The sequence below is a fragment of the Micromonospora sp. NPDC049580 genome, assembly GCF_040675595.1.
In the GTDB taxonomy this organism is placed as follows: domain Bacteria; phylum Actinomycetota; class Actinomycetes; order Mycobacteriales; family Micromonosporaceae; genus Micromonospora.
This window is the reverse complement of the sequence record NZ_JBFAPG010000019.1, coordinates 1-23,283: the sequence shown is the minus strand read 5'-3', so window position 1 is coordinate 23,283 and position 23,283 is coordinate 1. Positions and strand designations below refer to the sequence as shown.

Annotated in this window: 27 protein-coding genes and 4 pseudogenes; 23 read left to right on the top strand and 8 right to left on the bottom strand. The window is 69.3% G+C overall.

Annotated features, from left to right (window positions below; genetic code table 11):
• Positions 1–27: 27 nt before the first annotated feature.
• Complete coding sequence (locus AB0J68_RS03435) at positions 28–522, bottom strand: SMI1/KNR4 family protein (RefSeq protein ID WP_363935871.1); 495 nt, start codon at positions 520–522, stop codon at positions 28–30.
• A 477-nt stretch (positions 523–999) separates the two neighbouring features.
• On the opposite strand from AB0J68_RS03435, the gene AB0J68_RS03430 reads away from it, so the two are divergent.
• From AB0J68_RS03430 to AB0J68_RS03415, 4 genes and pseudogenes are all read left to right on the top strand, one after another.
• Positions 1,000–2,247: a hypothetical protein gene (locus tag AB0J68_RS03430; RefSeq protein ID WP_363935869.1), complete on the top strand. Its 1,248-nt coding sequence runs from the start codon at positions 1,000–1,002 to the stop codon at positions 2,245–2,247.
• Between the two features lie 107 nt (positions 2,248–2,354).
• The gene (locus AB0J68_RS03425) at positions 2,355–2,939 is read left to right on the top strand and encodes a phosphatase PAP2 family protein (protein ID WP_363935866.1); all 585 of its coding nucleotides are present in this window, start codon (positions 2,355–2,357) and stop codon (positions 2,937–2,939) included.
• Between the two features lie 39 nt (positions 2,940–2,978).
• A pseudogene (locus AB0J68_RS03420) lies at positions 2,979–3,281 on the top strand (ABC transporter permease); the annotation flags it as partial.
• Positions 3,182–3,649, top strand: coding sequence for an ABC transporter permease (locus AB0J68_RS03415; protein ID WP_363935879.1), 468 nt, complete (start codon positions 3,182–3,184; stop codon positions 3,647–3,649). The pseudogene AB0J68_RS03420 and the gene AB0J68_RS03415, both read left to right, overlap by 100 nt.
• A 127-nt stretch (positions 3,650–3,776) precedes the next feature.
• Here AB0J68_RS03415 and AB0J68_RS03410 read toward each other — a convergent pair whose 3' ends face one another.
• Positions 3,777–3,980 carry a hypothetical protein gene (locus AB0J68_RS03410; RefSeq protein WP_355136548.1) on the bottom strand — a complete coding sequence of 68 codons (204 nt, stop codon included), beginning with the start codon at positions 3,978–3,980 and terminating at the stop codon, positions 3,777–3,779.
• A gap of 393 nt (positions 3,981–4,373) precedes the next feature.
• Between AB0J68_RS03410 and AB0J68_RS03405 the strand changes: the two genes are divergently transcribed.
• The 11 genes and pseudogenes from AB0J68_RS03405 (at position 4,374) to AB0J68_RS03355 (ending at position 14,706) form a co-directional block, all read left to right on the top strand.
• Entirely contained in the window at positions 4,374–5,135 is a 762-nt protein-coding gene (locus AB0J68_RS03405) for a DeoR/GlpR family DNA-binding transcription regulator (protein WP_354855661.1), read from the top strand.
• Positions 5,132–6,040 (top strand): 1-phosphofructokinase, encoded by a 909-nt coding sequence (gene pfkB / locus AB0J68_RS03400; protein WP_355065909.1) that lies wholly within the window; start codon positions 5,132–5,134, stop codon positions 6,038–6,040. Before AB0J68_RS03405 ends, pfkB begins: the two co-directional genes overlap by 4 nt.
• 60 nt (positions 6,041–6,100) lie before the next feature.
• On the top strand, positions 6,101–7,261 hold the full coding sequence (locus tag AB0J68_RS03395) for a PTS mannitol transporter subunit IICB (protein WP_354855659.1): 1,161 nt from the start codon (positions 6,101–6,103) through the stop codon (positions 7,259–7,261).
• 4 nt (positions 7,262–7,265) lie between these two features.
• Positions 7,266–7,574 (top strand): PTS lactose transporter subunit IIB, encoded by a 309-nt coding sequence (locus AB0J68_RS03390; RefSeq protein ID WP_354855658.1) that lies wholly within the window; start codon positions 7,266–7,268, stop codon positions 7,572–7,574.
• Positions 7,567–8,001, top strand: a complete 435-nt coding sequence (locus tag AB0J68_RS03385) for a PTS sugar transporter subunit IIA (RefSeq protein ID WP_355065911.1) — start codon at positions 7,567–7,569, stop codon at positions 7,999–8,001. Before AB0J68_RS03390 ends, AB0J68_RS03385 begins: the two co-directional genes overlap by 8 nt.
• Positions 7,998–9,038: a zinc-dependent dehydrogenase gene (locus AB0J68_RS03380; protein WP_355065913.1), complete on the top strand. Its 1,041-nt coding sequence runs from the start codon at positions 7,998–8,000 to the stop codon at positions 9,036–9,038. The genes AB0J68_RS03385 and AB0J68_RS03380 overlap by 4 nt, the downstream gene beginning before the upstream one ends.
• Positions 9,039–9,047: 9 nt before the next feature.
• Positions 9,048–9,323: an HPr family phosphocarrier protein gene (locus AB0J68_RS03375; protein WP_354855655.1), complete on the top strand. Its 276-nt coding sequence runs from the start codon at positions 9,048–9,050 to the stop codon at positions 9,321–9,323.
• Positions 9,316–10,920 (top strand): annotated as a pseudogene (ptsP, locus tag AB0J68_RS03370) (phosphoenolpyruvate--protein phosphotransferase); the annotation flags it as partial. The gene AB0J68_RS03375 and the pseudogene ptsP, both read left to right, overlap by 8 nt.
• Before the next feature lie 338 nt (positions 10,921–11,258).
• Positions 11,259–11,765 carry a hypothetical protein gene (locus AB0J68_RS03365; protein ID WP_354855654.1) on the top strand — a complete coding sequence of 169 codons (507 nt, stop codon included), beginning with the start codon at positions 11,259–11,261 and terminating at the stop codon, positions 11,763–11,765.
• 429 nt (positions 11,766–12,194) lie between these two features.
• Positions 12,195–12,378: pseudogene (locus AB0J68_RS03360) on the top strand (ATP-binding cassette domain-containing protein); the annotation flags it as partial.
• A 378-nt stretch (positions 12,379–12,756) separates the two neighbouring features.
• Positions 12,757–14,706 carry a translation factor GTPase family protein gene (locus AB0J68_RS03355; protein ID WP_363935861.1) on the top strand — a complete coding sequence of 650 codons (1,950 nt, stop codon included), beginning with the start codon at positions 12,757–12,759 and terminating at the stop codon, positions 14,704–14,706.
• 120 nt (positions 14,707–14,826) lie between these two features.
• Here the strand turns inward: AB0J68_RS03355 and AB0J68_RS03350 are convergent, their stop codons facing one another.
• From AB0J68_RS03350 to AB0J68_RS03335, 4 genes are all read right to left on the bottom strand, one after another.
• The gene (locus AB0J68_RS03350; RefSeq protein WP_363935860.1) at positions 14,827–15,390 is read right to left on the bottom strand and encodes a dihydrofolate reductase family protein; all 564 of its coding nucleotides are present in this window, start codon (positions 15,388–15,390) and stop codon (positions 14,827–14,829) included.
• 11 nt (positions 15,391–15,401) lie between these two features.
• Positions 15,402–15,884: an SRPBCC domain-containing protein gene (locus tag AB0J68_RS03345; RefSeq protein ID WP_355065919.1), complete on the bottom strand. Its 483-nt coding sequence runs from the start codon at positions 15,882–15,884 to the stop codon at positions 15,402–15,404.
• On the bottom strand, positions 15,881–16,255 hold the full coding sequence (locus AB0J68_RS03340; protein WP_355065921.1) for a metalloregulator ArsR/SmtB family transcription factor: 375 nt from the start codon (positions 16,253–16,255) through the stop codon (positions 15,881–15,883). The genes AB0J68_RS03345 and AB0J68_RS03340 overlap by 4 nt, the downstream gene beginning before the upstream one ends.
• 151 nt (positions 16,256–16,406) lie before the next feature.
• Positions 16,407–17,021, bottom strand: coding sequence for an ATP-binding domain-containing protein (locus AB0J68_RS03335; RefSeq protein WP_355065923.1), 615 nt, complete (start codon positions 17,019–17,021; stop codon positions 16,407–16,409).
• Between AB0J68_RS03335 and AB0J68_RS03330 the strand changes: the two genes are divergently transcribed.
• Positions 17,010–17,132, top strand: coding sequence for a hypothetical protein (locus AB0J68_RS03330; RefSeq protein ID WP_355065925.1), 123 nt, complete (start codon positions 17,010–17,012; stop codon positions 17,130–17,132). The two genes, AB0J68_RS03335 and AB0J68_RS03330, sit on opposite strands and share 12 nt — an antisense overlap.
• An 86-nt stretch (positions 17,133–17,218) precedes the next feature.
• On the opposite strand, the gene AB0J68_RS03325 is transcribed toward AB0J68_RS03330, so the two are convergent.
• Positions 17,219–18,718: a UvrD-helicase domain-containing protein gene (locus AB0J68_RS03325; RefSeq protein WP_363935856.1), complete on the bottom strand. Its 1,500-nt coding sequence runs from the start codon at positions 18,716–18,718 to the stop codon at positions 17,219–17,221.
• Between the two features lie 128 nt (positions 18,719–18,846).
• On the opposite strand from AB0J68_RS03325, the gene AB0J68_RS03320 reads away from it, so the two are divergent.
• Both AB0J68_RS03320 and AB0J68_RS03315 read left to right on the top strand, forming a co-directional pair.
• Positions 18,847–19,299: a VOC family protein gene (locus AB0J68_RS03320; RefSeq protein ID WP_354855647.1), complete on the top strand. Its 453-nt coding sequence runs from the start codon at positions 18,847–18,849 to the stop codon at positions 19,297–19,299.
• A gap of 351 nt (positions 19,300–19,650) precedes the next feature.
• Positions 19,651–19,713 (top strand): annotated as a pseudogene (locus tag AB0J68_RS03315) (hypothetical protein); the annotation flags it as partial.
• Positions 19,714–19,780: 67 nt separating this feature from the next.
• Here the strand turns inward: AB0J68_RS03315 and AB0J68_RS03310 are convergent.
• The gene (locus AB0J68_RS03310) at positions 19,781–19,957 is read right to left on the bottom strand and encodes a hypothetical protein (RefSeq protein ID WP_363935881.1); all 177 of its coding nucleotides are present in this window, start codon (positions 19,955–19,957) and stop codon (positions 19,781–19,783) included.
• 187 nt (positions 19,958–20,144) lie between these two features.
• On the opposite strand from AB0J68_RS03310, the gene AB0J68_RS03305 reads away from it, so the two are divergent.
• The 5 genes from AB0J68_RS03305 to AB0J68_RS03285 all read left to right on the top strand — a co-directional run.
• Positions 20,145–20,438: a DUF1330 domain-containing protein gene (locus AB0J68_RS03305; protein WP_354855645.1), complete on the top strand. Its 294-nt coding sequence runs from the start codon at positions 20,145–20,147 to the stop codon at positions 20,436–20,438.
• Positions 20,439–20,581: 143 nt separating this feature from the next.
• Positions 20,582–21,877, top strand: a complete 1,296-nt coding sequence (locus AB0J68_RS03300) for a low temperature requirement protein A (RefSeq protein ID WP_363935854.1) — start codon at positions 20,582–20,584, stop codon at positions 21,875–21,877.
• A 285-nt stretch (positions 21,878–22,162) separates the two neighbouring features.
• Positions 22,163–22,462, top strand: coding sequence for a hypothetical protein (locus AB0J68_RS03295; protein ID WP_363935852.1), 300 nt, complete (start codon positions 22,163–22,165; stop codon positions 22,460–22,462).
• Positions 22,463–22,537: 75 nt separating this feature from the next.
• Positions 22,538–23,095, top strand: coding sequence for a hypothetical protein (locus AB0J68_RS03290; RefSeq protein WP_354855642.1), 558 nt, complete (start codon positions 22,538–22,540; stop codon positions 23,093–23,095).
• Position 23,096: 1 nt separating this feature from the next.
• Positions 23,097–23,283, top strand: a 187-nt coding sequence (locus tag AB0J68_RS03285) for an FAD-dependent oxidoreductase (protein ID WP_363935849.1), incomplete at its 3' end; no start/stop codon positions are given.

The window sequence follows — 23,283 nt, the reverse complement described above, 5'->3', positions numbered from 1 at the left end:
TCGGGATGGAAGGCCGGTGACGCGCGGTCAGTCGTCTCCGTCGAACTCGGCCGCGTCGACGAGGCCGCCCAGGAACGTCTCGAAGTCGGGGGCGATGACGGTGATCTGGTAGTCCCACTCCTGGTCGACGTGTACGACCGTCGGCTCGCCGGGGGGTCGGTAGTCGAGAGCGATCATGTCGTGGCCCGCTGAGGGGCAGTCGGCGATGTAGACGCCGATGTCGGGGTAGGCCCACTCCGTCATCCAGAACGCGTTCCCGAGTTCGCCGCACAGGCTGAAGGAGGCGGTGTGACCGATCGCCGCCAGTGTGTACACCGCCACGTGGCCTGCCGACCAGGAGGTCCGGCTGGGCGAGGGGTGGGCGTCCCGGGCCAGCACCCCGCCGTTGTGGCGCCGGGCCAGGTCGACGTACGCAGCGGGTAGCTTGTGTCCGAGCTGCGCCTGCACCTCACGCAGAAGCTCGTCGGTGAGCGGGTTTTCCAACGGACCGGAGGTGTCGAAGATGATCGTGGGATCGAGCACGTGTCGACGGTAGTCGCTCTGCCAGGCTGAATTGACGGGCCCAGCTGGACGTCCGGCATGAGCTGCCTGAACCTCGACGACTCGGCGTGCCAACGCCAGCGCGTCCACGCCGGGGCGGTACAGCGACGCCCACAACTGGGCGTCAAGCTCTACTGCGGCCCTCTCCCACGGCTGCGCTGGCTCCGCCGGCTTTCCCTTCTCTTCCTTGACCCGTCGGTACACCGCTCGCTCCCGGGCTCTCCTCGCGAGGCCCATGAGGTCCGTGATCAGAATGAACGGCCGACGGTCGATCGGAAACGCCCAGGGCATGGTCCGGTGTCGTCCTCCACCACCAGCAACCTGCTCACCCCGAAAATTAGCCTTTCCCCCGGATATCCGCCCGTCGTGGTCTTCAGCAAGTTTTCAGGCCGCATGCCGCACCTTGGTCGACGTCACCGGCCGCCGATCGCGGTCGTCCGAGCGTCGACTGGAGTTTCCATGGAGTACCTGGCAACGCGTTCGCGGGGCTGGCTGACCAAGGTGCCGGCGATCACCGCCACGTTCTGGGTCATCAAAGTCCTGTCGACCACGATCGGGGAGACGTTCGCCGACTACCTCTCCGTCAACGTGGGGCTCGGCCCGCTCGTCACCACCGCGGTGATGATCGCCGTGCTCGCCGCCGCGCTCACCGTGCAGTTCCGTACGCGCAAGTACACCCCGTGGATCTACTGGCTGTGCGTGGTGCTCGTCAGCATCGTCGGCACCCAGATCACCGACTTCTTCACCGACACCCTCGGCGTCAGCCTGTACGTCAGCACCGCGGTCTTCTCGGTCATCCTGGCCGTGGTCTTCATGATCTGGTATCGCCAGGAGCGCACTCTGGCGATCACCTCGATCGACACACCGCGGCGCGAGGGCTTCTACTGGGCCGCGATCCTCACCACGTTCGCACTCGGCACCGCGGCCGGCGACCTGGCCACCGAGGCGCTCAGCCTGGGCTTCCGCAACGGCACACTGATCTTCGGCGGCCTCATCCTGCTCACCTGGATCGGCAACCGCGCCGGCGCTTCCACCGTGCTGACGTTCTGGATCGCGTACGTCCTCACCCGCCCGCTCGGCGCGTCCCTGGGCGACCTGCTGACCCAGTCCAAGGACTTCGGTGGCCTCGACCTGGGCGCCAGCGCGACCAGCCTGCTGTTCTTCGCGGTCATCCTGGTGCTGGTTGGCCGGGAGCAGGTGCTGGCCAATCGGCACGGGGTGGCGGCCAAGGGTGACGGTCCGCTCGGCGGACGCCGCCCGGACTACGCCTGGGCGGCCGCCGGTGTCGCGGCTGTCGTTATCGCCGGCTTCGGCCTCAGCGCCCTCCGCCCGGGGGCAGGCAGCACGGACGCGCAGACCGTCACCGTCGCTCAGCCCGACGGGGCGACGCAGGCTGCCGCCCAGCCGGTGCACCCCACTACCCGCCTGGGAGACCTGACCGGCTTCGCCAGGATCGCCGGCGACATGCAGGCCATGGTTGCCCGTAACGACCTCGCGGGTGGCCGGACCCGCGCCAAGGACCTGGAGGTGCGCTGGGACGACGCCGAGGCCGGCCTCAAACCCCGCGATCCGGCGAGTTGGCACAGGCTCGACAGCGAAATCGATGCCGTCCTGACCTCGCTGCGAGCCGGACAGCCGAGCCCAGCCGACTGCTCCGCCAACCTGCGGGCCCTCACCACCACCCTGAACCAATTCGACGGCGTGTGACTCCACGCCGACCCAGGCCGCCGGCCCATCTCAGTGCCCCCGCTGGGATGGGCCGGCCCACGGCTTTCAGCACCTCTTAAATGCGCCACCCAGGGAGATTGACCAGCGTGAACTATCAGCTCGTCGAACTGATCAACGGCGCCGCGGGTCGGGCCGACAGCGTAGACGACGTGATGGAGTTCGCCGCGACCTGGTTGATCTATCCGGGTTTCGCGGTCGCCGCCGTGCTCGGGGGCCGGGCCCTGCTCGACCGTCGGATCCGCCCGGTGGTCCAGCTCGGCGCCGCGCTCGTTCTGGCGTTCGGGTTCGCCGTCGTGCTCTCACACATCAGCGCCCAGGGGCGGCCGTTCCAGAGCCATCAGGTGCACCAGCTCATCGCGCACGACCCCGGTGTCTCGCTGCCCAGCGATCACGCAACGGCGGCGTTTACGCTGGCGTTCGGCGTGTACGCGTTCCTGGGCCGCCGCTGGGGTGTCGTGCGGGCCGTCGCGGCGCTGGCGATCGGCTTCGCCCGGATCTGGGTCGGCGTGCACTATCCGAGGGACATCGTCGCTGGGGCAATCATCGGCGGTGTGGCGGTCCTCGAAGTGGTGGCCGCCGCGCGGTTCGGGCTCGCGCTCGCGGCCACGAACAGGCAAGCGCACCAGAACGTAGAGCCCGCCTCTTCTCTCAATGCGTGGGTGCTCTGGTGAATCAGGGAACGATCTCCGCCGGACCCACGCTGGCCCGTCGTGCTGGTGGCGCTGGTCGCCCGGCTCGGGGAAAGCCGTGGGGGCGTGACGGCGTCGCTCCGGGCGATCCTGCAGCTGGTGGTCGTCTCGTTGCTGATCGCCGCCGTGCTGCGTTCCTGGTGGGCCACTGCCGGGTTCCTCGCGGTGATGCTGCTGGTCGCCGGCGTCACCGCGGCCCGCAGGGTGAGCACGTTCCGGCTCGGGTGGCTCGCGATCATCCCGATCACGGCCGGGGCGCTGCCGGTCGGCGCGCTGATCGTCGGGGCCGGAACGATGCCGCTGACCGAGGTGGCGGTCCTGCCGATCGCCGGCATCCTGATCGGCGGCGCGATGACCGCGACGTCGCTGTCTGGCCGTCGGACTCCAATGAGTTACGGGATCGGAAGGGCGAGTACGAGGCGGCGTTGGCGCTCGGCTTCCTGCCTCGCGAGGCCGCGCTCGAGGTGTGCCGGCCTGTCGCCGGTCAGGCCCTGGACCAGACCCGGACCGTGGGTCTGGTCACGCTGCCCGGTGCTTTCGTCGGAGTGCTGCTCGGCGGTGGCTCCGCCGTGCAGGCCGGCGCCACTCAGCTGCTGGTGCTGATCGCGTTGCTGGCGGCGGAGGCGATCGTCGTCGGGCTCACTCTGGAACTGGTTGCCGGCGGGATGCTTCGTCGGCCGGTGGCTCCATAGCCGTCCGCGGCCGGGCCGGGCGGAGTTACAGGAACAGCACACCGGCCGCGTACGCCACCCAGACCGCGACCTCGAGCCAGGTGGCCGTGGGTGTGATGTTGGCTGAATACGGGCGACTCTCCACCAACTAGAGGTGCTCGCAGTATGGAGAACAGCGACGGCCAAGTGCGTGGCCCAGGTCCCGCAGGAGGGTGCCCAGCCGCTCGGTCTCCTCGGCGGTGGGCGGAGTGATGGCTGCGCCAGCCGCAATGTGCTCTCCGGCCTCGTGCAGCGTGACGTACAGATCTTCGGCGGTTGCGCGGTCCAGCCGCAGAACGATGTCATCCCGCATCCGCAGACCCTAATCGCGCTTCACGCTCCACCGCTTCGGCAGGGCCGGAATGCGCGGCTTTGCTGCTGACAACGCGCACGGCGACGTCCACATATGCGGAGCCCCGCGGAGAGGCTTGAGTTGCTCGTGGGCTGGGGCGGCCGCAGCCGCCCCGATGACCCTACTGGCGTATCGGTGCGGATCGGGTTGGAGCTACGGGCGCGCTCGCAGGCGGCAGCGCCTGCCACGCAGCCGAGGGTCGACGCCGCGTGAGCACGGTTAAAGATCAAGCTAGGTCCCGCTCGTCCTGCCAGGTGCCGACCGGTGTGGCTTTCTGTGGTCCGTCTCTTGACTTCCCCTAAAGTCGGGCGTAAACAAAGCACAAGCAAAACGAAACGGCGGTGAAACAACAACATGTACGCCGAAGAACGACAGCAGGAGATCCTCCGCATCGCCCGAGAGATGGGCCGGGTCGAGGTGGCGGGCTTGGCCGACGGGCTCAACGTGACGTCGGAGACCATCCGCCGCGATCTCACCATCCTGGAGCGGGCCGGGGTGCTGCGTCGAGTCCACGGTGGAGCTATTCCGGTCGAACGGCTCGGGTTCGAGCCCGCGCTGGCGGCGCGTGACGCGGTGCTGATCGAGGAGAAGGAGCGCATCGCCAAGCTCGCCCTGAGCGAGGTGCCGGAGGAGGGCGCGATCATCCTCGACGCCGGCACCACGACCGCCCGGCTGGCCCAGCTGCTGCCGGTGGACCGAGAGCTGACCGTCGTGGTCAACTCGCCGGTCATCGCCACGACCCTCGGTACCTATGCCAACCTCAACGTCCTGCTGCTGGGTGGACGGGTCCGCGGGAAGACCCTGGCGACCGTCGACGACTGGGCGCTGTCGCCGTTGGCGGACCTCTACGTCGACGTCGCGTTCGTCGGGACCAACGGCATCTCGGTCGAGCGCGGGCTGACCACCCCGGACCCGTCCGAGGCTGCGGTGAAGCGGGCGATGGTTCGTGCGGCCCGCCGCACGGTGGTGGTCGCCGATCACACCAAGCTCGGCAACGATTACTTCGCCCGGTTCGCTGAGCTGGCCGACGTCGACCTGCTCATCACCGACAGCCGTGCCGACGTCGACCTGGTCGGTGACCTGGAGTCCGCGAATGTCCGGGTGGTACGCGCATGATCGTCACCGTCACCCTCAACCCCAGCCTCGACCGGGCCGTGGAGGTCGACTCACTCACCCGGGGCGAGGTCATCCGGGCTGCCACAGCTCACCTTGACCCCGGCGGCAAGGGCGTCAACGTATCCCGTGCACTGCTGGCCAACGGGGTGCCGTCGGTAGCGGTGTTGCCGTCCGGCGGTGACGAGGGCAATCAGCTCATCCGCCTACTCCAGGCGGAGGGTGTGGAGGTCCTCGCCGTGTCGATCTCCGGACGGACCCGTTCCAACATCACCCTGGCCGAGCCCGACGGCACGGTCACCAAAATCAACGAGCCTGGCCCGGCCATGTGCCGCGCCGAGTTCGACGAGGTGATCGACCGTGTGCTCGCCCGCGCCAGCGGTGCCGACTGGGCCGTGCTGTGCGGCAGCGTCCCGCCCGGCCTGCCCGCCGACGCTTACGCTCAGTTGTGCCGGAAGCTGCGCGCTGCCGGCGTCAGGGTCGCCGTCGATACCAGCGGTCCTGCCCTGCGCGAGGCCGCTCTGGCTGGGGCGACCCTGCTCAAGCCCAACCGCGACGAACTGGCCGAAGTGGTCGGCACCCCGCTGAAGGACCTCGGCGATGTGGTCGATGCCGCTCAGTGCCTGCGGGCATGGGGAGCCGGCACCGTCGTGGCCAGCCTCGGCGCTGACGGCGCTGTCCTGGTCAACGCCGAAGGGGTCCGCACCGGCACCTGTCCGGTCGCCCGGCCCCGTAGCACCGTCGGTGCCGGCGATGCGCTGCTCGCCGGGTTCCTCGCTGCGGGGGCGCAGGGTGCCGCCGCCCTCGCTGAGGGCCTGGCCTGGGGCGCCGCCGCGGTGAGCCTGCCCGGCAGCCGGATGCCCGGGCCGGCGGATCTGTTCCGCCACGACGTCACCATCCACACCTAGCCGGACGACCTTCTTCCCCCTGCGGCTGTCTGGACCGCCCCTCATGAAGGAGATACCCCCGTGACCTCCTCTTCCTACACACCAGAAGTAAAGGGCCAGGGCCCCAAAGCCACCGTGCAACGCCTCGGCGGCTACCTGGCCGCGATGGTCATGCCCAACATCGGCGCGTTCATCGCCTGGGGCCTGATCACCGCACTGTTCATTCCGACCGGCTGGCTGCCCAACAAGACCCTGGCGGAACTGGTCGGCCCGATCATCAGCATCCTGCTACCGGTGCTCATCGGCTACACCGGCGGCCGGCTGGTCCACGGCCAGCGCGGTGCCGTCGTGGGCGCGGTGGCGACCATGGGCCTCGTCGTCGGCGCGGACGTGCCGATGATCCTCGGCGCGATGATCATTGGGCCGCTCACGGCCTATCTCCTCAAGCTGTTCGACAGCCTGGTCGAGAACAGGATCCGCCCCGGCTTCGAGATGCTTGTCGACAACTTCAGCGCCGGCATCATCGGCGCCGCGATGGCCATCGGCGGCGTCTACGGCATCGGCCCGGTGGTCGAATGGCTCACCAAGCAGGCCGGCGCAGGCGTCGACTGGCTCGTCGGCAAGGACCTGCTGCCGCTGACCTCGGTGCTCGTCGAACCCGCCAAGGTGCTCTTCCTCAACAACGCCATCAACCACGGCGTATTCGGCCCGCTGGGCATCGCCGAGGCCGCCGACAAGGGCAAGTCGATCCTGTTCATGATCGAGTCGAACCCCGGCCCCGGCCTCGGTCTGCTGCTCGCCTTCATGCTCTTCGGCCCCCGCGCGCTGCGCCCCAGCGCTCCGGCCGCGATCATCGTGCAGTTCCTCGGCGGCATCCACGAGATCTACTTCCCGTACGTGCTGATGAAGCCGAAGCTGATCCTCGCCATGATCGCCGGGGGCGCGGCCGGCGTCGGCACCTTCGTGATCACCGGTGCGGGCCTGGTCGCCACCCCCTCGCCGGGCAGCATCTTCGCCTACCTCGCGGTCACTCCCAAGGGCGGCCACTTCGGGGTCATTCTCGGCGTCGTGATCGCCGCCGCCGTCACCTTCGCGGTCGCCTCGGCCCTGCTCGGCTTCGGGCGCGGCGAGCCCGCAGCGGACGCTGTCGGCCCGGACGAAGAGGTGGCTGTCCGCCCAGAGCAGGAAAGGGCTGTCGACCCCGACGAGACCCTCGACAAGCCGGCGAAGCAGGAGGTCTGAACAGATGCCCACCATCAACGGCACCGAAATCAAGAAGGTCGTCGTCGCCTGCGACGCCGGCATGGGCAGCAGCGTGATGCTGGCCAGCCAACTTCGGCGGCAACTGGCGAAGAATGCGGTGACCGTCGAGCACACCCCGGTCAACTCGATCCCGGCGGACGCAGACGTGGTCATCTGCCACCAGGGGCTCGCCGCGCGGGCCCGGGTCAGCGCCCCCGACAAGGTGATCGTGCCGATCCAGGTGTTCATCGGCGACCCGGCCGTCACCAGGGTCGTGAACGCGGTACAGCGCGGTGGTGAGCTGAGTGGCTGAGCTGCTGGCCCGTGACGCGATCCGGCTCGACGAGCGGGCCCGATCGCGGGACGAAGCGATCAGCCGCTGCGGCGCGGTACTCGTCGAGGTCGGCGCGGTCGCCCCGGCGTACGTGGACGCGATGCTCGCCCGCGAGCGGAGCGTCTCCACGTACATCGGGGAGGGCGTCGCCATCCCGCACGGCACGCTGAACAGCAAGGAGTCGGTCCAGCGCGACGCCCTCGCGGTGCTGCGCTTCCCGGACGGCGTCGACTGGGACGGCTTCGACGTGCGGGTCTGTGTCGCCATCGCCGCGGCCGGCGACGGGCACGTGGACATCCTGGCCCAACTCGCCTCGGTGTTGATGGACCCGGCGCAGGCGCAGCGGCTACGAGAGTCGACGAGCGCCGATGACGTGATCGCTATCCTCGAAGGGAACCCCTCGTGAAGGTTGTCCGATTCCACGCACCCGGTGACGTCCGCATCGAGGACGCGCCCGAGCCCACGCCGGGCCCCGCCGACGTGAAGATCCGCGTCCGCGCATGCTCCACCTGCGGCACCGACGTGAAGATCTCCCGCTTCGGCCACCACCACATCGCCCCGCCGCGCGTCATGGGCCACGAGATCGCCGGCGAGATCACCGAAGTCGGTGACGACGTCACGGGCTGGCGGCCGGGGGACCGGGTCCAGGTCATCGCCGCCATCCCCTGCGGTACGTGCGCCGAGTGCCAGCGCGGCCGGATGACCGTGTGCCCCAACCAGGTGTCGATGGGATACCACTTCGACGGCGGGTTCGCCGAATACGTGGTCGTGCCCCACAACGTCCTCGCCGTCGACGGGCTCAACCGGATCCCCGAGGGACTCAGCTTCGCCGAGGCGTCCGTCGCCGAGCCCCTCGCCTGCGTCCTCAACGGCCAGAACCTCGCCGGTGTGGGGGAGGGCGACGACGTGGTCGTCGTGGGCGCCGGGCCGATCGGCTGCCTGCATGTCCGCCTGGCCCGGGCGCGCGGCGCGGCCCGGGTGCTCCTCGTCGACCTCAACCGCGAACGCCTCGACCTGGCCGCCAACCTGGTGCAGCCGGACGCGGCGATCTGCGGCGCCGAGACCGACGTCGTCGACGCGGTGCTCAAGCTCACCGAGGGCCGGGGTGCCGACGTCGTCATTACCGCCACGGCCGCTGGCGCCGCCCAGGAGCAGGCGGTGCAGATGACCGCGCGGCAGGGCCGGATCAGCTTCTTCGGCGGCCTGCCGAAGGACAAGCCGGTCATCTCCCTGGACTCCAACCTCGTGCACTACCGCGAACTGACCATCGTCGGTGCCAACGGCTCCAGCCCGGAACACAACAAGGAGGCGCTGCGACTCATCGCCAACGGCTCCGTGCCGGTCGCCGATCTCATCACCCACTGCCTGCCGCTCGACCGCGCCCTCGACGCCTTCGGCATCGTGGCGCGCGGCGAAGCGATCAAGGTGACGATCGAACCGTAGGAGGATCCGTTGCCCACCAGAACAGTCCTCGTCGGCTCCGCCAGCGGGCTGCACGCCCGCCCGGCGGCGCTGTTCGTCGCCGAAGCGGCGAAGCAGCCGGTGCTGGTCACCATCCGCACCGGCGACAAAAAACCCGTGCCGGCCCGCAGCATGCTCGCCGTGCTGTCGCTCGGCGCCAGGAAGGGCACCGAGGTCACCCTGGAGGCCGACGGCGACGGCGCGCAGGCCGCCGTCGACACCCTGGCCGACCTCCTCGAACGTGATCTGGATGCCGTCGATGCGTGAACTTCGGGGAATCGCGGCCAGCCCTGGCGGTGCGGCGGGGCCGGTCTACCGGCTGGCTCCGCCGCCGGCCCTGCCGCCGTTGGCGGAGACCGTTGATCCCGCAGCCGAGAAGGCGGCCGTGCGGGAAGCGGTCCTCGCCGTCGCCGCCGACCTGACCCGTCGCGCCGACACCGCCCTGGACGCGACCGCCGCCGAGGTCCTGCGCGCCCAGGTGATGATGGCGCAGGACGAGACGCTCATCGACGCGGCCGACATCGCCATCGACGGCGGTGCGGACGCGCCGCACGCGATCACCGACGTGCTCGCCGTGCATCGGGCCGCCTTCGAAGCCGCGGGCGGGTACCTCGCCGAGCGGGTCAGCGACCTGGACGACCTGCGGGACCGCCTCGTCGCCGCGTGCCTGGGGCTGCCGATGCCGGGCGTGCCGAACCCTGGCCACCCGTACCTGCTCATCGCCCGCGACCTGGCGCCCGCCGACACCGCCGGCCTCGAACCGGCCCTGGTGCTGGGCCTGGTCACGGCCGAGGGCGGCCCGACCAGCCACACCGCGATCCTGGCCCGGACACTCGGCATCCCGGCCGTGGTCCGCTGCGCGGGCATCCTGGACGTGACCGACGGCACGCTGGCCACTCTCGACGGGGCGAGCGGCGTCGTGGTGGCCGGCGTCTCCGCCGACACGGTGACCACTGTCAACGCGGACCGACTCGCGGAGATCGAACGCCGCGCCCGCTCCCAGGGCCCGGGGCGGACCGCAGACGGCCATCCCATCGCGCTACTGGCCAACATCGGCTCCGCCCGCGACCTCACCGGCGAGGTGGAAGGCGTCGGCCTGTTCCGCACCGAGCTGCTCTACCTCGACCGCAGCGACCCGCCGTCGCACGAAGAGCAGGTCGCCGCGTACCGCGACGTCTTCGCCGCGCTGCCCGGCCGCAAGATCGTCGTACGCACCCTCGACGCCGGCGCTGACAAGCCGCTGCCGTTCCTGCGTCTGGCCGATGAACCCAACCCTGCGCTGGGCATCCGCGGCCTGCGGGTCGCGCGGCAGACACCCGCCGTACTCACCACGCAGCTGGCCGCGATCGCGACGGCGGCTGCGGCGGCGGACGCCGACGTGTGGGTGATGGCGCCGATGGTCGCCACGGCGGCGGAGGCGGCCGCGTTCACCGAGTCCTGCCGCGAGCACGGCCTGCCAACCGCCGGCGTGATGATCGAGGTGCCGGCCGCTGCCCTGCGTGCCAGCCAGGTGCTTCGCCACGCGGACTTCCTCAGCATCGGCACCAACGACCTCAGCCAGTACACGTTCGCCGCTGACCGCATGTGCGGCGACCTCGCTGACCTGCTCGACCCGTGGCAGCCCGCGCTGATCGCGCTCCTCGCCTCCTGCGCGGCAGCCGGCGTCGAGGCGGGCAAGCCAGTTGGCGTGTGTGGAGAGTCCGCAGCGGATCCCAACTTCGCTCTGGTGCTGGCAGGCCTGGGCATCACCAGCCTGTCCATGGCGCCCCGCAGCATTCCGGCGGTGCACGAGTCCCTGGCCGCGCACACCCTGGACGAGTGCCGCCAGATCGCCGGGGCGGCCCTTGCTGCCCCCAGCCCGGAGGCAGCCCGGGCGGCGGTGGCCGCGCTTCGCGCCAGCTCCGGTTGGGCGACGGCGTTTCCGTGCGGCGAGCCGGTCGTGGCCACCGGCGATTCGTCGTTCAGATCGTCCAGCCCCAGGGATCGCTAAGGGATGTCTCGTGACCCGACCTCCATCTCGGAAGTGTGACCGCTGAACCATCTGGTCGGGGTAAAGGGCATGGCCGGTCGTCAAGGACTGGTGCCGGCGAGGCCGGATTGGTGGGGCCGGATCGTCGGCAGGTACTCATCCGACGCCTGCGCCGCAGCCGAGGTGATCGGCTGCTCTACAGTCGGCTGCATCGGTCGACGGGAGGGCCCTTCATGGACGCAAGCGACGGGACGATGTTCCGTACGTCCGCCCGCCTCATGTTCCTGTTCAGGCTGGTGATCGGCTTGCTGGCCTGGGCTCTTGTCCAAGTCGTCCTATCACTCGTTGCTGGGCGGCCGCCTGCCGACCTGACGAACATCGTCGCGTCAGGCGTCCTCTACGCCGTCCTCCTCAGCGCTTTCTCGCTCGCCCTGCACCGAAGGAACTGGTCATCTGTCGACGTAACCGGTCCGGCGTTGAGGCTCGCCGAGCGGGGGCGGATGGCCGTTCTCCCGTGGCAGGCCATCCAGTCGGCGATGGTCCGCCGTCCTGGTCCGTTCGCCGTCCTTGAGGTCACTCTGCTCCCCGCAGCGGTCGTGCCGTCTGCCACGACACTTCGTCCACGGCTCCGTGCGGGACAGCCTGTCTACACGGTCAGCGTCGGCTTGCTTAGGCCCGCGACCGGCGTCCTGCGCGCCGAACTTGCCCGGCACCTGCCCCAGGTAGCCTCCCAATCCTGAATCCTGCCAAGCGAACGCCCCGTAACCCCGATGATCATCCGGTAAGGACGATCATCGAGGATGCCTGTGTGCAGGTGATCTCCGCAGCCCACCCGGAGTGGATCTTCCCGTTCACGGGTCTGCAGCCGGCCCCTTAGGTCGCCCGCAGCTGGGCTCTGCCGTACGGTCGACGCAGCAGGTCGCCGGGTCCGCGCCGGCGGATCGGGTGCGGGCCTGGGCGCGCTGGTGCTCTGGGGGACTCCAGCGGTACGCCTCGGCGAGCGTCTCCCGGCGGCGCCGGCGGAGGCGCCGATCAGCGGGACGCGGCGACGTCGCTCAGGATCCTCGCCAGCTCGTCCGGGGCGTCGCGCATGAGGTTGTGGCCGCCGGCCAGCGCGTGCGTGGTCCAGCGGGGGTCCTCGCTCAGCCTGCGGTAGGTCGGGGTGAACGGCGACTGTCGGCATCAGCGAGTACGGCGGGCGGCGCCCCAGCGAACTCTCCGGCGGCCAGCAGCAGCGAGTCGCGGTCGCCCGCGCGCTGATCACCCGTCCGGACATGGTGGGCAGCGGACGAGCCGACCGGCGCGCTGGACACCCGATCCAGCAAACGGGTTCTGGAGTTGCTGCGAAACGTCGGTACGCCGGGAAGCTCGCGTCGCCGGCACGGCGTCGTGCCCTGCCCTGATTGTCGCCGCCCACGCCACGACAGCCGCTCTACCTGATGCCCGATGGTACGGGGTAGCGGTCCACCCGAGTGCCGACGCACAGGCGGCGGCACGGCGACGCCAGGGGTTGTGGCGGGTCGACACGGCCTGATGCGCGGGGCCGACCGTGGCGGTGCCGCGATCGAATTCGGTGGCGGCGGTCGCAGCGGACGTGCGAACCTCAAGACGCCGCACCGCTGCACCCCGGTGGAGCACGTCGGCCACAACGACCATGACGAGGAGTGACAATGCGAGCAGCTTCCACGTTCCGGACCCTTGACCGTCCTACCGTGGAGTTCTGCTTTGGCATTGTTGAACCTTGGAATCGTCGCCCATGTTGACGCCGGCAAGACCAGCCTGACCGAGCGCCTGCTCTACGAGGCAGGCGCCGTGTCCCAGTTGGGCAGCGTCGACGCCGGCACGACACGGACCGACTCGATGGAGCTGGAGCGCCGGCGCGGCATCACCATTCGGGCGGCCGTCACGTCGATCGCCATCGGTGATCTGAGCATCAACCTGCTGGACACCCCCGGCCATCCGGATTTCATCGCGGAGGTCGAGCGGTCGCTGGCAGTGCTCGACGCCGCCGTGCTCGTGGTGTCGAGCGTCGAGGGGGTCCAGCCGCAGACCGTCGCCATCTGGCGGGCGCTGCGCCGCATCGGTGTACCGACGGTCTTCTTCCTGAACAAGGTGGACCGCCGCGGCGCCGACGTCGACCGGGTGCTGACCCAGGTACGCCAGCGGCTCGGGGCGCGTCCGGTATTGCTCACCACGGTCACCGGCCAGATCGGGCGCGACGTCCGGGTGCGGGCCGTCGGCCTCGACGCCGAACCGGTGCTGGAGGCGGTGGCGGAGGTCGACGACGCGGTGGCGGCGCGGTGGCTGACAGACGAGCCGGTACGCATCCGCGACGTCCGCCGTGCGATCCGGAACGCGGTGCGCCGCGCCGAGCTCACCCCGGTGGCGTGCGGTTCGGCGATCACCGGAGCAGGGGTACGGCAGCTGTGCCATCTCCTCGCCGACCTGCTGCCGCGTGGCGAGCAGCGGGACGGTCCGCTGGCGGGCACGGTCTTCGCCGTCGATCGGGACGGCCACGGCCGGCGGGCCTGGCTGCGATTGTGGTCCGGCCGTCTGCGGGTGCGAGATCGGGTGCAGCTGGCCGGGGCCCGCCCGCAGACGGTGACCCAGATCGCCGTCATCGAGCCCGAAGGCGTGCTGGTGCGCCCCTCGGTGTCCGCCGGTCAGATTGCCGCGGTGCGTGGCGTCTCGGCCCGGATCGGCCAGCACATCGGGGACCCGCCTCGGCGGCACGGCTATCGGTTTCCGCCGCCCACCCGGCAGGCGGTCGTCGAGCCGGTGAATCCGGAGCAGCGCCTGGCGATGTTCGCCGGCCTGGCCGAGCTGGCCGACGAGGACCCGCTGGTGGACCTGCGGCTCGACGAGCAGCAGGCGGAGGCGGTGATCCGTCTGCACGGGGAGGTCCAGAAGGAGGTGCTGGCCGCCCTCCTGGAGGACCGGTACGGCGTCCGGGTGCGCTTCTCCGGCACGCTGACGGCCTGCATCGAGCGGGTCGTCGGCACCGGAGCCTTCGAGGAGCGGGTGCACGAGCGCGGCAACCCGTACCTGGCCGGGCTCGGGCTACGGATCGAGGCCGCCCCGGTCGGGCACGGCATCGACTTTCGTCCCGGTGTCGAACCCGGCCGGCTGCCACCGGCATTCGTCGCCGTCACGGAGGAGGGCGTGCGGGCCGCGCTGCGGCAGGGTCAGCACGGCTGGCCAGTCACCGACTGTGTGGTAACCATGACGGCCTCCCGGTACCTCCCGCGACAGAGCAGGCCGCATCAGAAGTTCGACAAGTCCATCTCGACCGTGGCGGCGGACTTCCGCAACCTCGCCCCGGTCGTGGTCGCCGCGGCGCTGCGCCAAGCCGGTGCCCGGGTGTGCCAGCCGATCGAGCGGTTCGACGTCAACCTTCCCCAGCACGCGGTGGAGGCGGTGCTGGCGCTGCTCGTCAGGCGGGGAGGGGTGGTCCACGAGACCGCCGTCGCCGGCGGTTACCTCGAGGTGAGCGGCACCCTGCCGTCCTCCCGGGTGCCGCAGGTCGTCGCCGCTCTTCCCGACCTCACCGGCGGGGAGGCTGTCCTGACCACGACCTTCGACCACTACGCGCCGGTCACCGGCGAGGACCCGCCGACCTTGCCCCGGCGCGGACCGGACCCGGGCGACCGGGAGGCGTGGTTCCGTGCCGTACCGCGGTAGGCCGGCCGTTCCGACCGCGAGCGGGTTTCCACAGGTCAGGGCCTGTGGAAACCCTCCGCCGAACCGGTCGTCAGCGCTCCGCCGGTGATGCCAGCGCCGGCGATCGGGCAGGGCTGTCGTTCACTGCCCGAGAGGGCGGTAGCGGAGGTGTACGACGCCGTTTCGGAATCGGCGCTGATCGATCAGCTCAAGGTTGGTGCGTGTGCCGGTCGGCAGCCCTGGCTTGCCCCCGCCGACGACAACGGGCCAGATGAACAGCTGGCACTCGTCGACCAGCCCGGCCTTGAAAGCCTGCGCCGCGAGGTTGGCACCTCCTACGGTGAGATCGCTGCTGGCCGTCGCCTTCAGTTCGTGTACCGCGGCGGGGTCGAAACGGCGTTCGAGTCGGGTGTCGGCAGTTGACACCGCGGCGAGGGTCGTCGAGTAGACGACTTTGTTCGCCGCCTTCCAGACGCTCGCGAAGTCGGCCGTGAGGTCAGACTGCGCGGCCAGAGCCGGGTTGGTCTCCCAGTGGGCCATCGATTCGTACAGGCGCCGGCCGTAGAGGAACGTGCCGACGGACCGAAGGAGGTCGGTGTAGAGCACGAATAGCTCATCGTCCATCGGCAACCAGTTGAACGCGCCGCTTTCGTCCTCGATGTAGCCGTCAAGCGATACGTTGTTCACGTAGATCAGCTTCGCCATGCCTCTACCCCTCAATGATCAGCTGCAAGGACCTGGACATTCGCCAACGCGGCGTCCAGCTTGGTGAACGCCTGGCGCCAACCCTCCTCGCTGGGCTGTGTCAGGTGCTCGGGCAGCCACTGGCGGATCTCCAGTCGCGTCCGCCCGTCGGATTCGTCGTGGAACTCGACCCGCAACCTCGTCTCGAACGGCTCGATGCCCTCCTGCAGCCGGCCACTGACGTGCATGACGCCTTCGAGCAGTTCGCCGTCGGCGACGTCGGTGAGGTCGACGTGGACGTGGACGCGAAGGTCGGGTGTGGCCGCATTGACCTCCGTCCACCGTTGAAAGCCCCCGGGGCGTACGTCGAACTCGATCTCGTCGCGCGGTAGTGAGTTGCCGATCGGGCCCCACCACGCCGCCAGGTGGTCAGGGTCGATGAAGGCTTGGTAGACGAGCTTCCGTGGCGCGTCGAACACGCGAGAGATGACGAGCTGCGGAGTTTCGGCGTTCATTCGAGCTCCCGGGTGTCGTCGGCCATCTGATCCGTTGCCCGTCCGGCGGCCTGCACCGCGGCAAGGTGGGCATCGAGGCGGGTGAGGGACGAGTCCCAGAACCGCCGGTAGTGCTCGATCCAGTCGGCCGCCTCGCGCAGCGGGGCAGCCTCGAGGCGGCTCTCGCGCCACTTGCCCGACCGCGATCGCGAGATGAGCGCGGCGCGTTCGAGCACCTTCAGGTGCCGGGACACCGCTGGCATCGAGATGGAGAAAGAAGCGGTCAGATCGGTGACCGTGGCGTCGCGTTCGGCCAGCTCGGCGAGGATCGCGCGTCGAGTCGGGTCGGCGAGCGCCGAGAACACCGCGCTGAGCTGATCGGTGCCACCCACCCGAACCGTCCCCCTTCACTTAACGGACCTGTTAAGCGTATTGAGGTGCCGATGATGTTGTCAACGGATTCGTTCGCCTGGGCCGGCTCGGCTCCCGCCACCAGCGCTGACGTACGCCGGACGCGGACAGCCCCTTCAGTAGGGGTGGCGACTACTGCGTGAGGATCAGCTGTCCGAGTTCCTGGGTGCATCGGGTGAGCGCGACGTAGAGGCCGTTCCAACCGCGCGGCTCAGCGGCGATGCCCTGGGGGTCAATGAGGAGCGTCGCGTCCCATTCCAATCCCTTGGACTGGGTCGCGGTGAGCACTGGCACATCACTCAGCACGGCCAGGAGTTCGGCGATGCGGTCGGCGGGAGCGATGACGCCGACCGTGCCGCCGTGCCACCGCTGCTGCAGCTGCCGCACTGCTTCGGCGGCAGCACCAGCAAGATCAGCGGGTGCGATCGTGAGCTCCCAGGGGGCGATGCCGGAGGAGCGTACCGCCCGTGGCGGCGTGTTGTGGCTGCCAGCCTTCTTCAAGACCGGTTCGGTGAGGTCCATGACCTCGCGCGGGGTCCGGTAGCAGATGGTGAGTTCCGCGGCGGTCCAGCGGTCTCCGAAAACGGCCCGCACCGCTTGTGCCCAGCTGGTGTGCCGGTGGGCTGCCTCCGCCTGGTCGATGTCACCGACGGCGGTGATGGAGCGGCTGGGACAGCGCCGCAGAACCATTTGCCACTGCATCTCGGACAGCTCCTGCGCCTCGTCGATGACGACGTGGCCGTACACCCAGCCACGCTGCCGGCGAGCGCGGTCGGCAACGAACTCGCCCTGTGGTTGCGGGGCGTCGACCTCGCCGAGCAGGTCGGCAATGGTGTCGAGCAGGGGAATGTCGCTTGATGCCCATCCGGCGGGCTCGGCCGCGACGGCGGTGATCTCCTCGGTGGACAGCTGCGGGGCGAACCGGGCCAGCAGGGTGCGGTCGGTCAGGAGATCACCCAGCAGGGTTTCCGGGTCGAGGGTGGGCCACCATGCCTCGATGAACCGGGCGATGGTGGCGTCCTCGGCGATACGACATCGCGCAACTGTTCGGTCTCCTCCTCGGAGAGCAACCCGTCGATGTCACTGCCGGTGGACGTCCGGGCGGAGTGGTGGTCATTCCCCATGTCCCTGTCGACGCGAGCGAGGATGTCCTCGAAGCCCTCCTCCATCTCGTCCATCAGCGCCTCGCGCTGCTCGGCGACGACATCGGCGAGTAGGTGATGCAACTGCTCGGCGAACGGCGCGCGGGCGCGGTGGTAGGGGCGTCCCTGCACCGCCGAGGCGAGGGCGTGCGCCACAGTTGTGGCTGCGATGACGTAGAACTCGCCCTCCCAGCGCAGCTTCAGCTCGCGGGGCCGGGGAAGCAGCGACGTGACGTAGTTTTCGAGCGCGGGCTGCCAGAGGGCGCGGCCCTTGATCTCGGCGAGAGGCCAGCTCTCGTCGCGGCCCACCTGAACGTCGGTCAGCAGGGTGTCGCAGGTCGCCGAGACGACGTCGGTCTCACCGAGCGCGGGTAGCACCTGGGCGATGTACTGGAGGAACCGCGGCGAGGGGCCCAGAACCAGGACCGCCTGGTCGGCCATCTTGCGGTGGGTGAACAGCAGGTACGCGACGCGGTGCAGGGCGACAACGGTCTTGCCGGTGCCGGGACCGCCCTGAACGATCAGTGGGCCGGTCGCCTCCGCCCGGACGATGTCGTCCTGTTCGCGTTGCAGCGTGGAGATCGCTGTCGACATGCGGCCGGTGCGCCGCTGGTCGAGGGCGGCCAGGAGAGCGCCTTCGCCGACGAGTTCCGCCGTCGTGGTTCCGTCCAGAGGCTCGTCGTCCACGCCGACGACGACCGATCCCGTCGTACGGATGTGTCGGCGCCGTGCCTGACCCTGTGGGTCGACAGCCGTCGCGGTGTAGAACGGCCGAGCTGCGGGAGCGCGCCAGTCCACCAGCACTGGCTCGCTGCCCTCGCCGTCGTCGCGGAGACCGACACGGCCGACGTGGCGCACGGTGCCGTCAAGACCGTCGAGGCGGCCGAAGACCAGCCCTTCCTCTGCTCGCTGGAGCTCGTCGAACTGCTGGCGGAGCATGCGCTGCCGGGCCAGCGCCAATGCGTCCAGCGCCTCCGACGAAAGCTCGACCTGTAGCTGGTCGACCAGCTTGTCGCGCCGGGCCGTGGCCACGTCGAGAAACGCCTGTTCCTCGGCTATCGCGGATCGGCGCGCGACGCCCTCCGCGGTAGAGGTCGGTGGTTCGCTGACGCCAGCAGTGCCGTTGTTCAGAGCAGACTTCCGGCGCATTCGCAAGTCCTTGTATGGGTGTCCCTCGGCCCGGACGAGCCGCAGTGCGGTCGGCGGCAAGCATAGGTTTGTGTTTCCGTCATCGGCCAGGAAATCCGCCGGCAGGGAGGGGAATCTCAATACCTTGCAGTTCGGGTTCGCGTGTGGCCTCAATGAAGTGATCTCAGCAAAGGGTTGGACGGCACTGACGCTTCGCGAGCTGCTCGTCTTCGGGGCTGGTGGAGTCTGGCCGTGGGCCGGACTGGGGAGACGCTGCTGGTGACATCGGGGATGCTGTGGGTATGACTGAGGAACTGAGAGATCGTTCCGTGCCGTCCGGCGACACGGTGTCCGCTTCGCCATCAGTGATCTCTGTGATGCTGATCGTCCCGGATGCTGACGCTGCGGTCGCCTGGTACAAGGCTGCGCTGGGCGCGACAGAGCTGTGGAACCTTGGTGGCGTCGCCGGCCTTGAGATCAGTGGCGCGGCCTTCTTCCTCCATGAGGTCAATCCCGAGAACCCCACAGAGACCAGTCCCGGCCAGGCGGGGGTCACGAGCACCCGCATTGAGGTGTTCGGCGATGATCCCGACACCTTCATCGAGCGCGCCGTGGCCGCGGGCGCGATCGCCGGAGCGGGAATCGAGGATCACCACGTGCCCTGGGGGACGCACCGTCAAGGTGGCTTCACGGACCCGTTCGGTCACAAGTGGTCAGTAGGCGACAAGTCACCTCTGGGTCCGTTCCCACGCTGATTGGGCCGGCCCTTCGAATGCGACGCAGGATCGCGTACGGCGGCATGGCCTGCGATCTGGCCAGCTCTGATGCGAAGTGTCAATGCCGGAGCTGGAGCCCGGAAATGGGTCGTCGACACGGACCCAACCGTCCAGAGCGGACGGTGCTGGACTCGGCGTGGAGTCCTCGGCAGAAGAAGATCTGCCGAAATCTACTTCACCAGTCCCGACTCCACGTGATCGCTTATCGTGCCATGCTCGACGTCCCCAAGGGAACTCGTGCACCACCTTGCCCGGCTGCTGGCCACCGAACACCGCGCCCGCGGCACCCGAAAGAGCACCAGGGCGCTGACCTGCTTTCGTCAGGCGCTGATGGTGCTGGTCTGGTTCCGCAAAGGCGGGGACAAGACCCTGCTCGGCGCTGGATTCGCCGTGTCGAGGGCCACGGCGTACCGCTACATCGCCGAGGCCATCACGGTCCTGTCCGCTCAGGGCCCCGGACCTACACACCGCCCTGCGGCGGGTCGCGGACGAGGGCTGGTCCCACGTGATCCTCGACGTCGGCGACATCGTCCGCGCCAGCCTCGTATTGACCCATTTCGAACACCGATACCTGCCCGATTCCCGCTGAGATCACCTCAATCAATCTCGATTCGTTCATTGACAGTCCGAGGGTCATCTGATCTCGCAGGAGTTTTACGGCACGGACGCCTTCGGCCGCAGCCTGGGCTACCTCAGCCAGCGGCCTGTGTAGCCACCGCGACCCACTCGGTACGGCCCGGCGGGTAGCCTGACACCGCAGCGCCCCTGTCCCTCGAAACGGGTCAAGCCCGTCAGCCGATCGTGGAAAGAACACTGGAGGTTCCGTGGCCAAGGGCTACTGGGTCAGTGCCTACCGCACCATTTCAGACCCTGAGAAGCTGACTGCCTACAACAAGCTGGCCGCTCCAGCCGTCCAGGCCGGGGGCGGGCGGGTCCTCTCCCGCGGCGGTCGAGTCGTCGCACACGACGCCGGAATCGCCGAGCGCACCGTCCTGATCGAGTTCGACAGCTTCGAACAGGCCGTCGCGGCACACGAGAGCGAGGCCTACCAGGAGGCGCTGGTCGCCCTCTCCGACGGCGTCGAGCGCGACTTCCGCATCATCGAAGGCATCGACTGACCGGGGCGACCGCGCCAACGCCAGCGATTTCACCTTTCTGAACGACTCCTGCGCTTGCCAGGCGTCGTTGCGGCGGGATGAGGGCTGACGCAACTCCTCTGGCGACCGGCTCGTTGGTGACACGGGGCGGACGGAGGCGGACGATGGCGGCGGGGCGGGGTGCCGAGCTGCTGCGCCCTCCCACCAGTTCGGGCCGTGCCACTTTCCTGGAGCTGTTCTTCGATCTGGCCTTCGTCGTTGCCCTCACCCGGGTCTCGCAACGATTCGCCACCTTGAGCGATGACACTGGCTGGGCGCTCGTCACCGGGTTCGGACGTACCCTGCTGCTCTTTCTGGCGCTCTGGCTGGTCTGGTCGCACACCGCCTGGATCACCAGTCGCTACGAACCAGAGCAACCGATCATTCAAGCCGTCGTGGTCGGCACCATGTTCGCCGGCCTGATCATGGCGGTGACGTTGCCACGCGCCATGGAGGAGCGAGCGCTCCCGTTCACGGCCGCGTACCTGATGGTGATGGTGGTGCGGCCAGTGGTGATCGCCGCCGCGCTGCGTGGCCACCCGCGACGGCTGGTGCCGATCCGACTTGCCGTGTGGGCCTCGGCGAGCGCGCCGCTGTGGCTGGCCGGCGCGCTGGGCCCGGACCGACTCCGCCTGCCGCTGTGGGCTGCCGCACTCGCCGTCGACTACCTCGCCTGGGCCCTGGGCTGGCCGCTGCCGTGGCTCGGGGTGTCGAAAGTAGGTCGGTGGCGGATCGAGGGGACCCATCTCGCGGACCGTTATCAACAGATGTTTCTCATCGCACTCGGTGAGTCGATTCTGGTTATCGGCGTGGTCTTCAGCGGCGCGGACTATTCCGCGGAGCGGGCCGCCGCCTTCGCGGTCGCGTTCGTCACCAGCGCGCTGCTCTGGCGGATCTACTTCTACCGCGCCGGTTTGCTGTTGACGCAGGCGTTCGGCCGAGCGGGTATGCCGGGCCGGCTGGGCGCGGTGTTGGAACGGACGCATCTGTTGATCGTGCTAAGCGTGCTCGTCACGGCGGTCGGCTACGAGCTGGTGATCGATCATCCGTTCGGGCAGCCGCGGCCCAGTTGGCTGCTGTTCGTGGTGGGCGGTCCGATGCTCTTCCTCGTCGCCCGTATGCGGCTGGAGTACGAGATCTTCGGCCGGGTTTCCCGACCCCCCCATGATCGGCTTGGTGGCCCTGCTGCTGTTCACGCCGGCGTTGGCCCGTTGGACGCCGATGGCCGGGCTGAGCGTGGTGGCCGGAGTGCTGGCCCTGGTCGCGCTACTCGACGCGCTGCGAAGCCGGGGGCAGCCGCTGGAGGGTCCCGCCTCGCCGATCGGACGGGAGACGTCCGGAGATCGCGACTCCGAGGCGTGACGCGGCGGTCCTGCGCACCTGCTGCGCGGGCGGAACCACGTGGCGAGGACGGCGGCTGACGCGATCTCCGTGTCCAACACCGCCACGGCCGAAGCGGAGGCGAGGCGGTCGATCGCCGCGATGACCCGTGTCGCCGGGTAATCGCCCGGCGTGGCACGCACCGGGCGCGGATGCCGCACCTGCGCTGCTGTCACAGGTAGTGGCGAGCCCCAACTCGATCAATAGTGGCCAGATAGAACGGTCGGTCTTGACGGCAGAAGTGTCGGTCGGTACGGTTCTCAGGGACAGAACGTTCGTTCCATCTAGCGCAGCCGGGTGCGCGGCTGTCCCTGAAGGAGAGCGCCATGCCTACCAAGATCACCCTCGTTATCGGTAATCCCGCCGACCCTGTCGAGTTCGAGAAGGTCTACGCCGACGTGCGTCGGGCCGCGGAGACATTCCCGAAGGTTCAGCGGGTCGAGTCAGCCAAGGTGTGGCCGAAGGAGGACGGCACGCCTACTCCCGCGTACCGGACGCTCGACCTGTACTTCGCCAGCTACGAGGACGCCTCCGCCGCGGTCGCGACGCCCGCTGCCGGCGCCGTCTTCGGTGGGCTCCAGGGCGCTCAGGTGGAGATCACGGGGCTGTTCTCCAACATCGAGTAGCACCGCCGTCTTGTCCCGGCGGTGGCCCGCACCCGCTGGGCGTCCCTCCGCTCCGGAATCACCGAGAGGATGACCATGACCACCCTTGCCGTTCCCGGCATCTCGACGACGGCCGCTGTCTTGCGGCGGTTGTATTTCGGCCGCTTCGCCTTCGCAATCGTCTGGGCTGCCGTGACGTTTCCACTCGCCCAGCACCTCAACCCCCTCACCGTCGCGCTGCTCGTGCTCTACCCGCTGTTCGACGTGGCCGCCGCCATCGTCGATGTCCGCGCGTCGCGGGCCACCGGATCGCCCACCCTGCTGTACGTGAACGTCGCGATCAGCCTGCTCGCCGCGGTGGGCCTGGGCATCGCCGGCGCGTCCGGCATCCCGGCGGTCCTGCGTGTCTGGGGCGCCTGGGCGGTCGTGGCCGGGCTGGTTCAGCTGATCGTGGGCGTCACCCGCCGCAAGATGGGTGGCCAGTGGCCGATGATCATTAGCGGTGGCATCTCCGTCATTGCCGGTGGATCGTTCTTCGCGGCTGCCTCCGCGGACAACCCGGCGCTGACCAACGCGATCGGCTACGCCATCCCCGGCGCTATCTTCTTCCTCATCGCAGCCATCCGCCTCGGCCGCGCCGCGAAGGGGAACTGACGTGCAGAACGCCACGTACGACGTCATTGTCATCGGCGCGGGGCCGGTGGGGGAGAACGTCGCCGACCGCGTCGTGCGGGGCGGCCTGACCGCCGCGATCGTCGAGCGGGAACTGGTGGGTGGTGAGTGCTCGTACTGGGCCTGCATGCCGACCAAGGCGTTGCTGCGCAGCCAGACGGCGCTCCGGG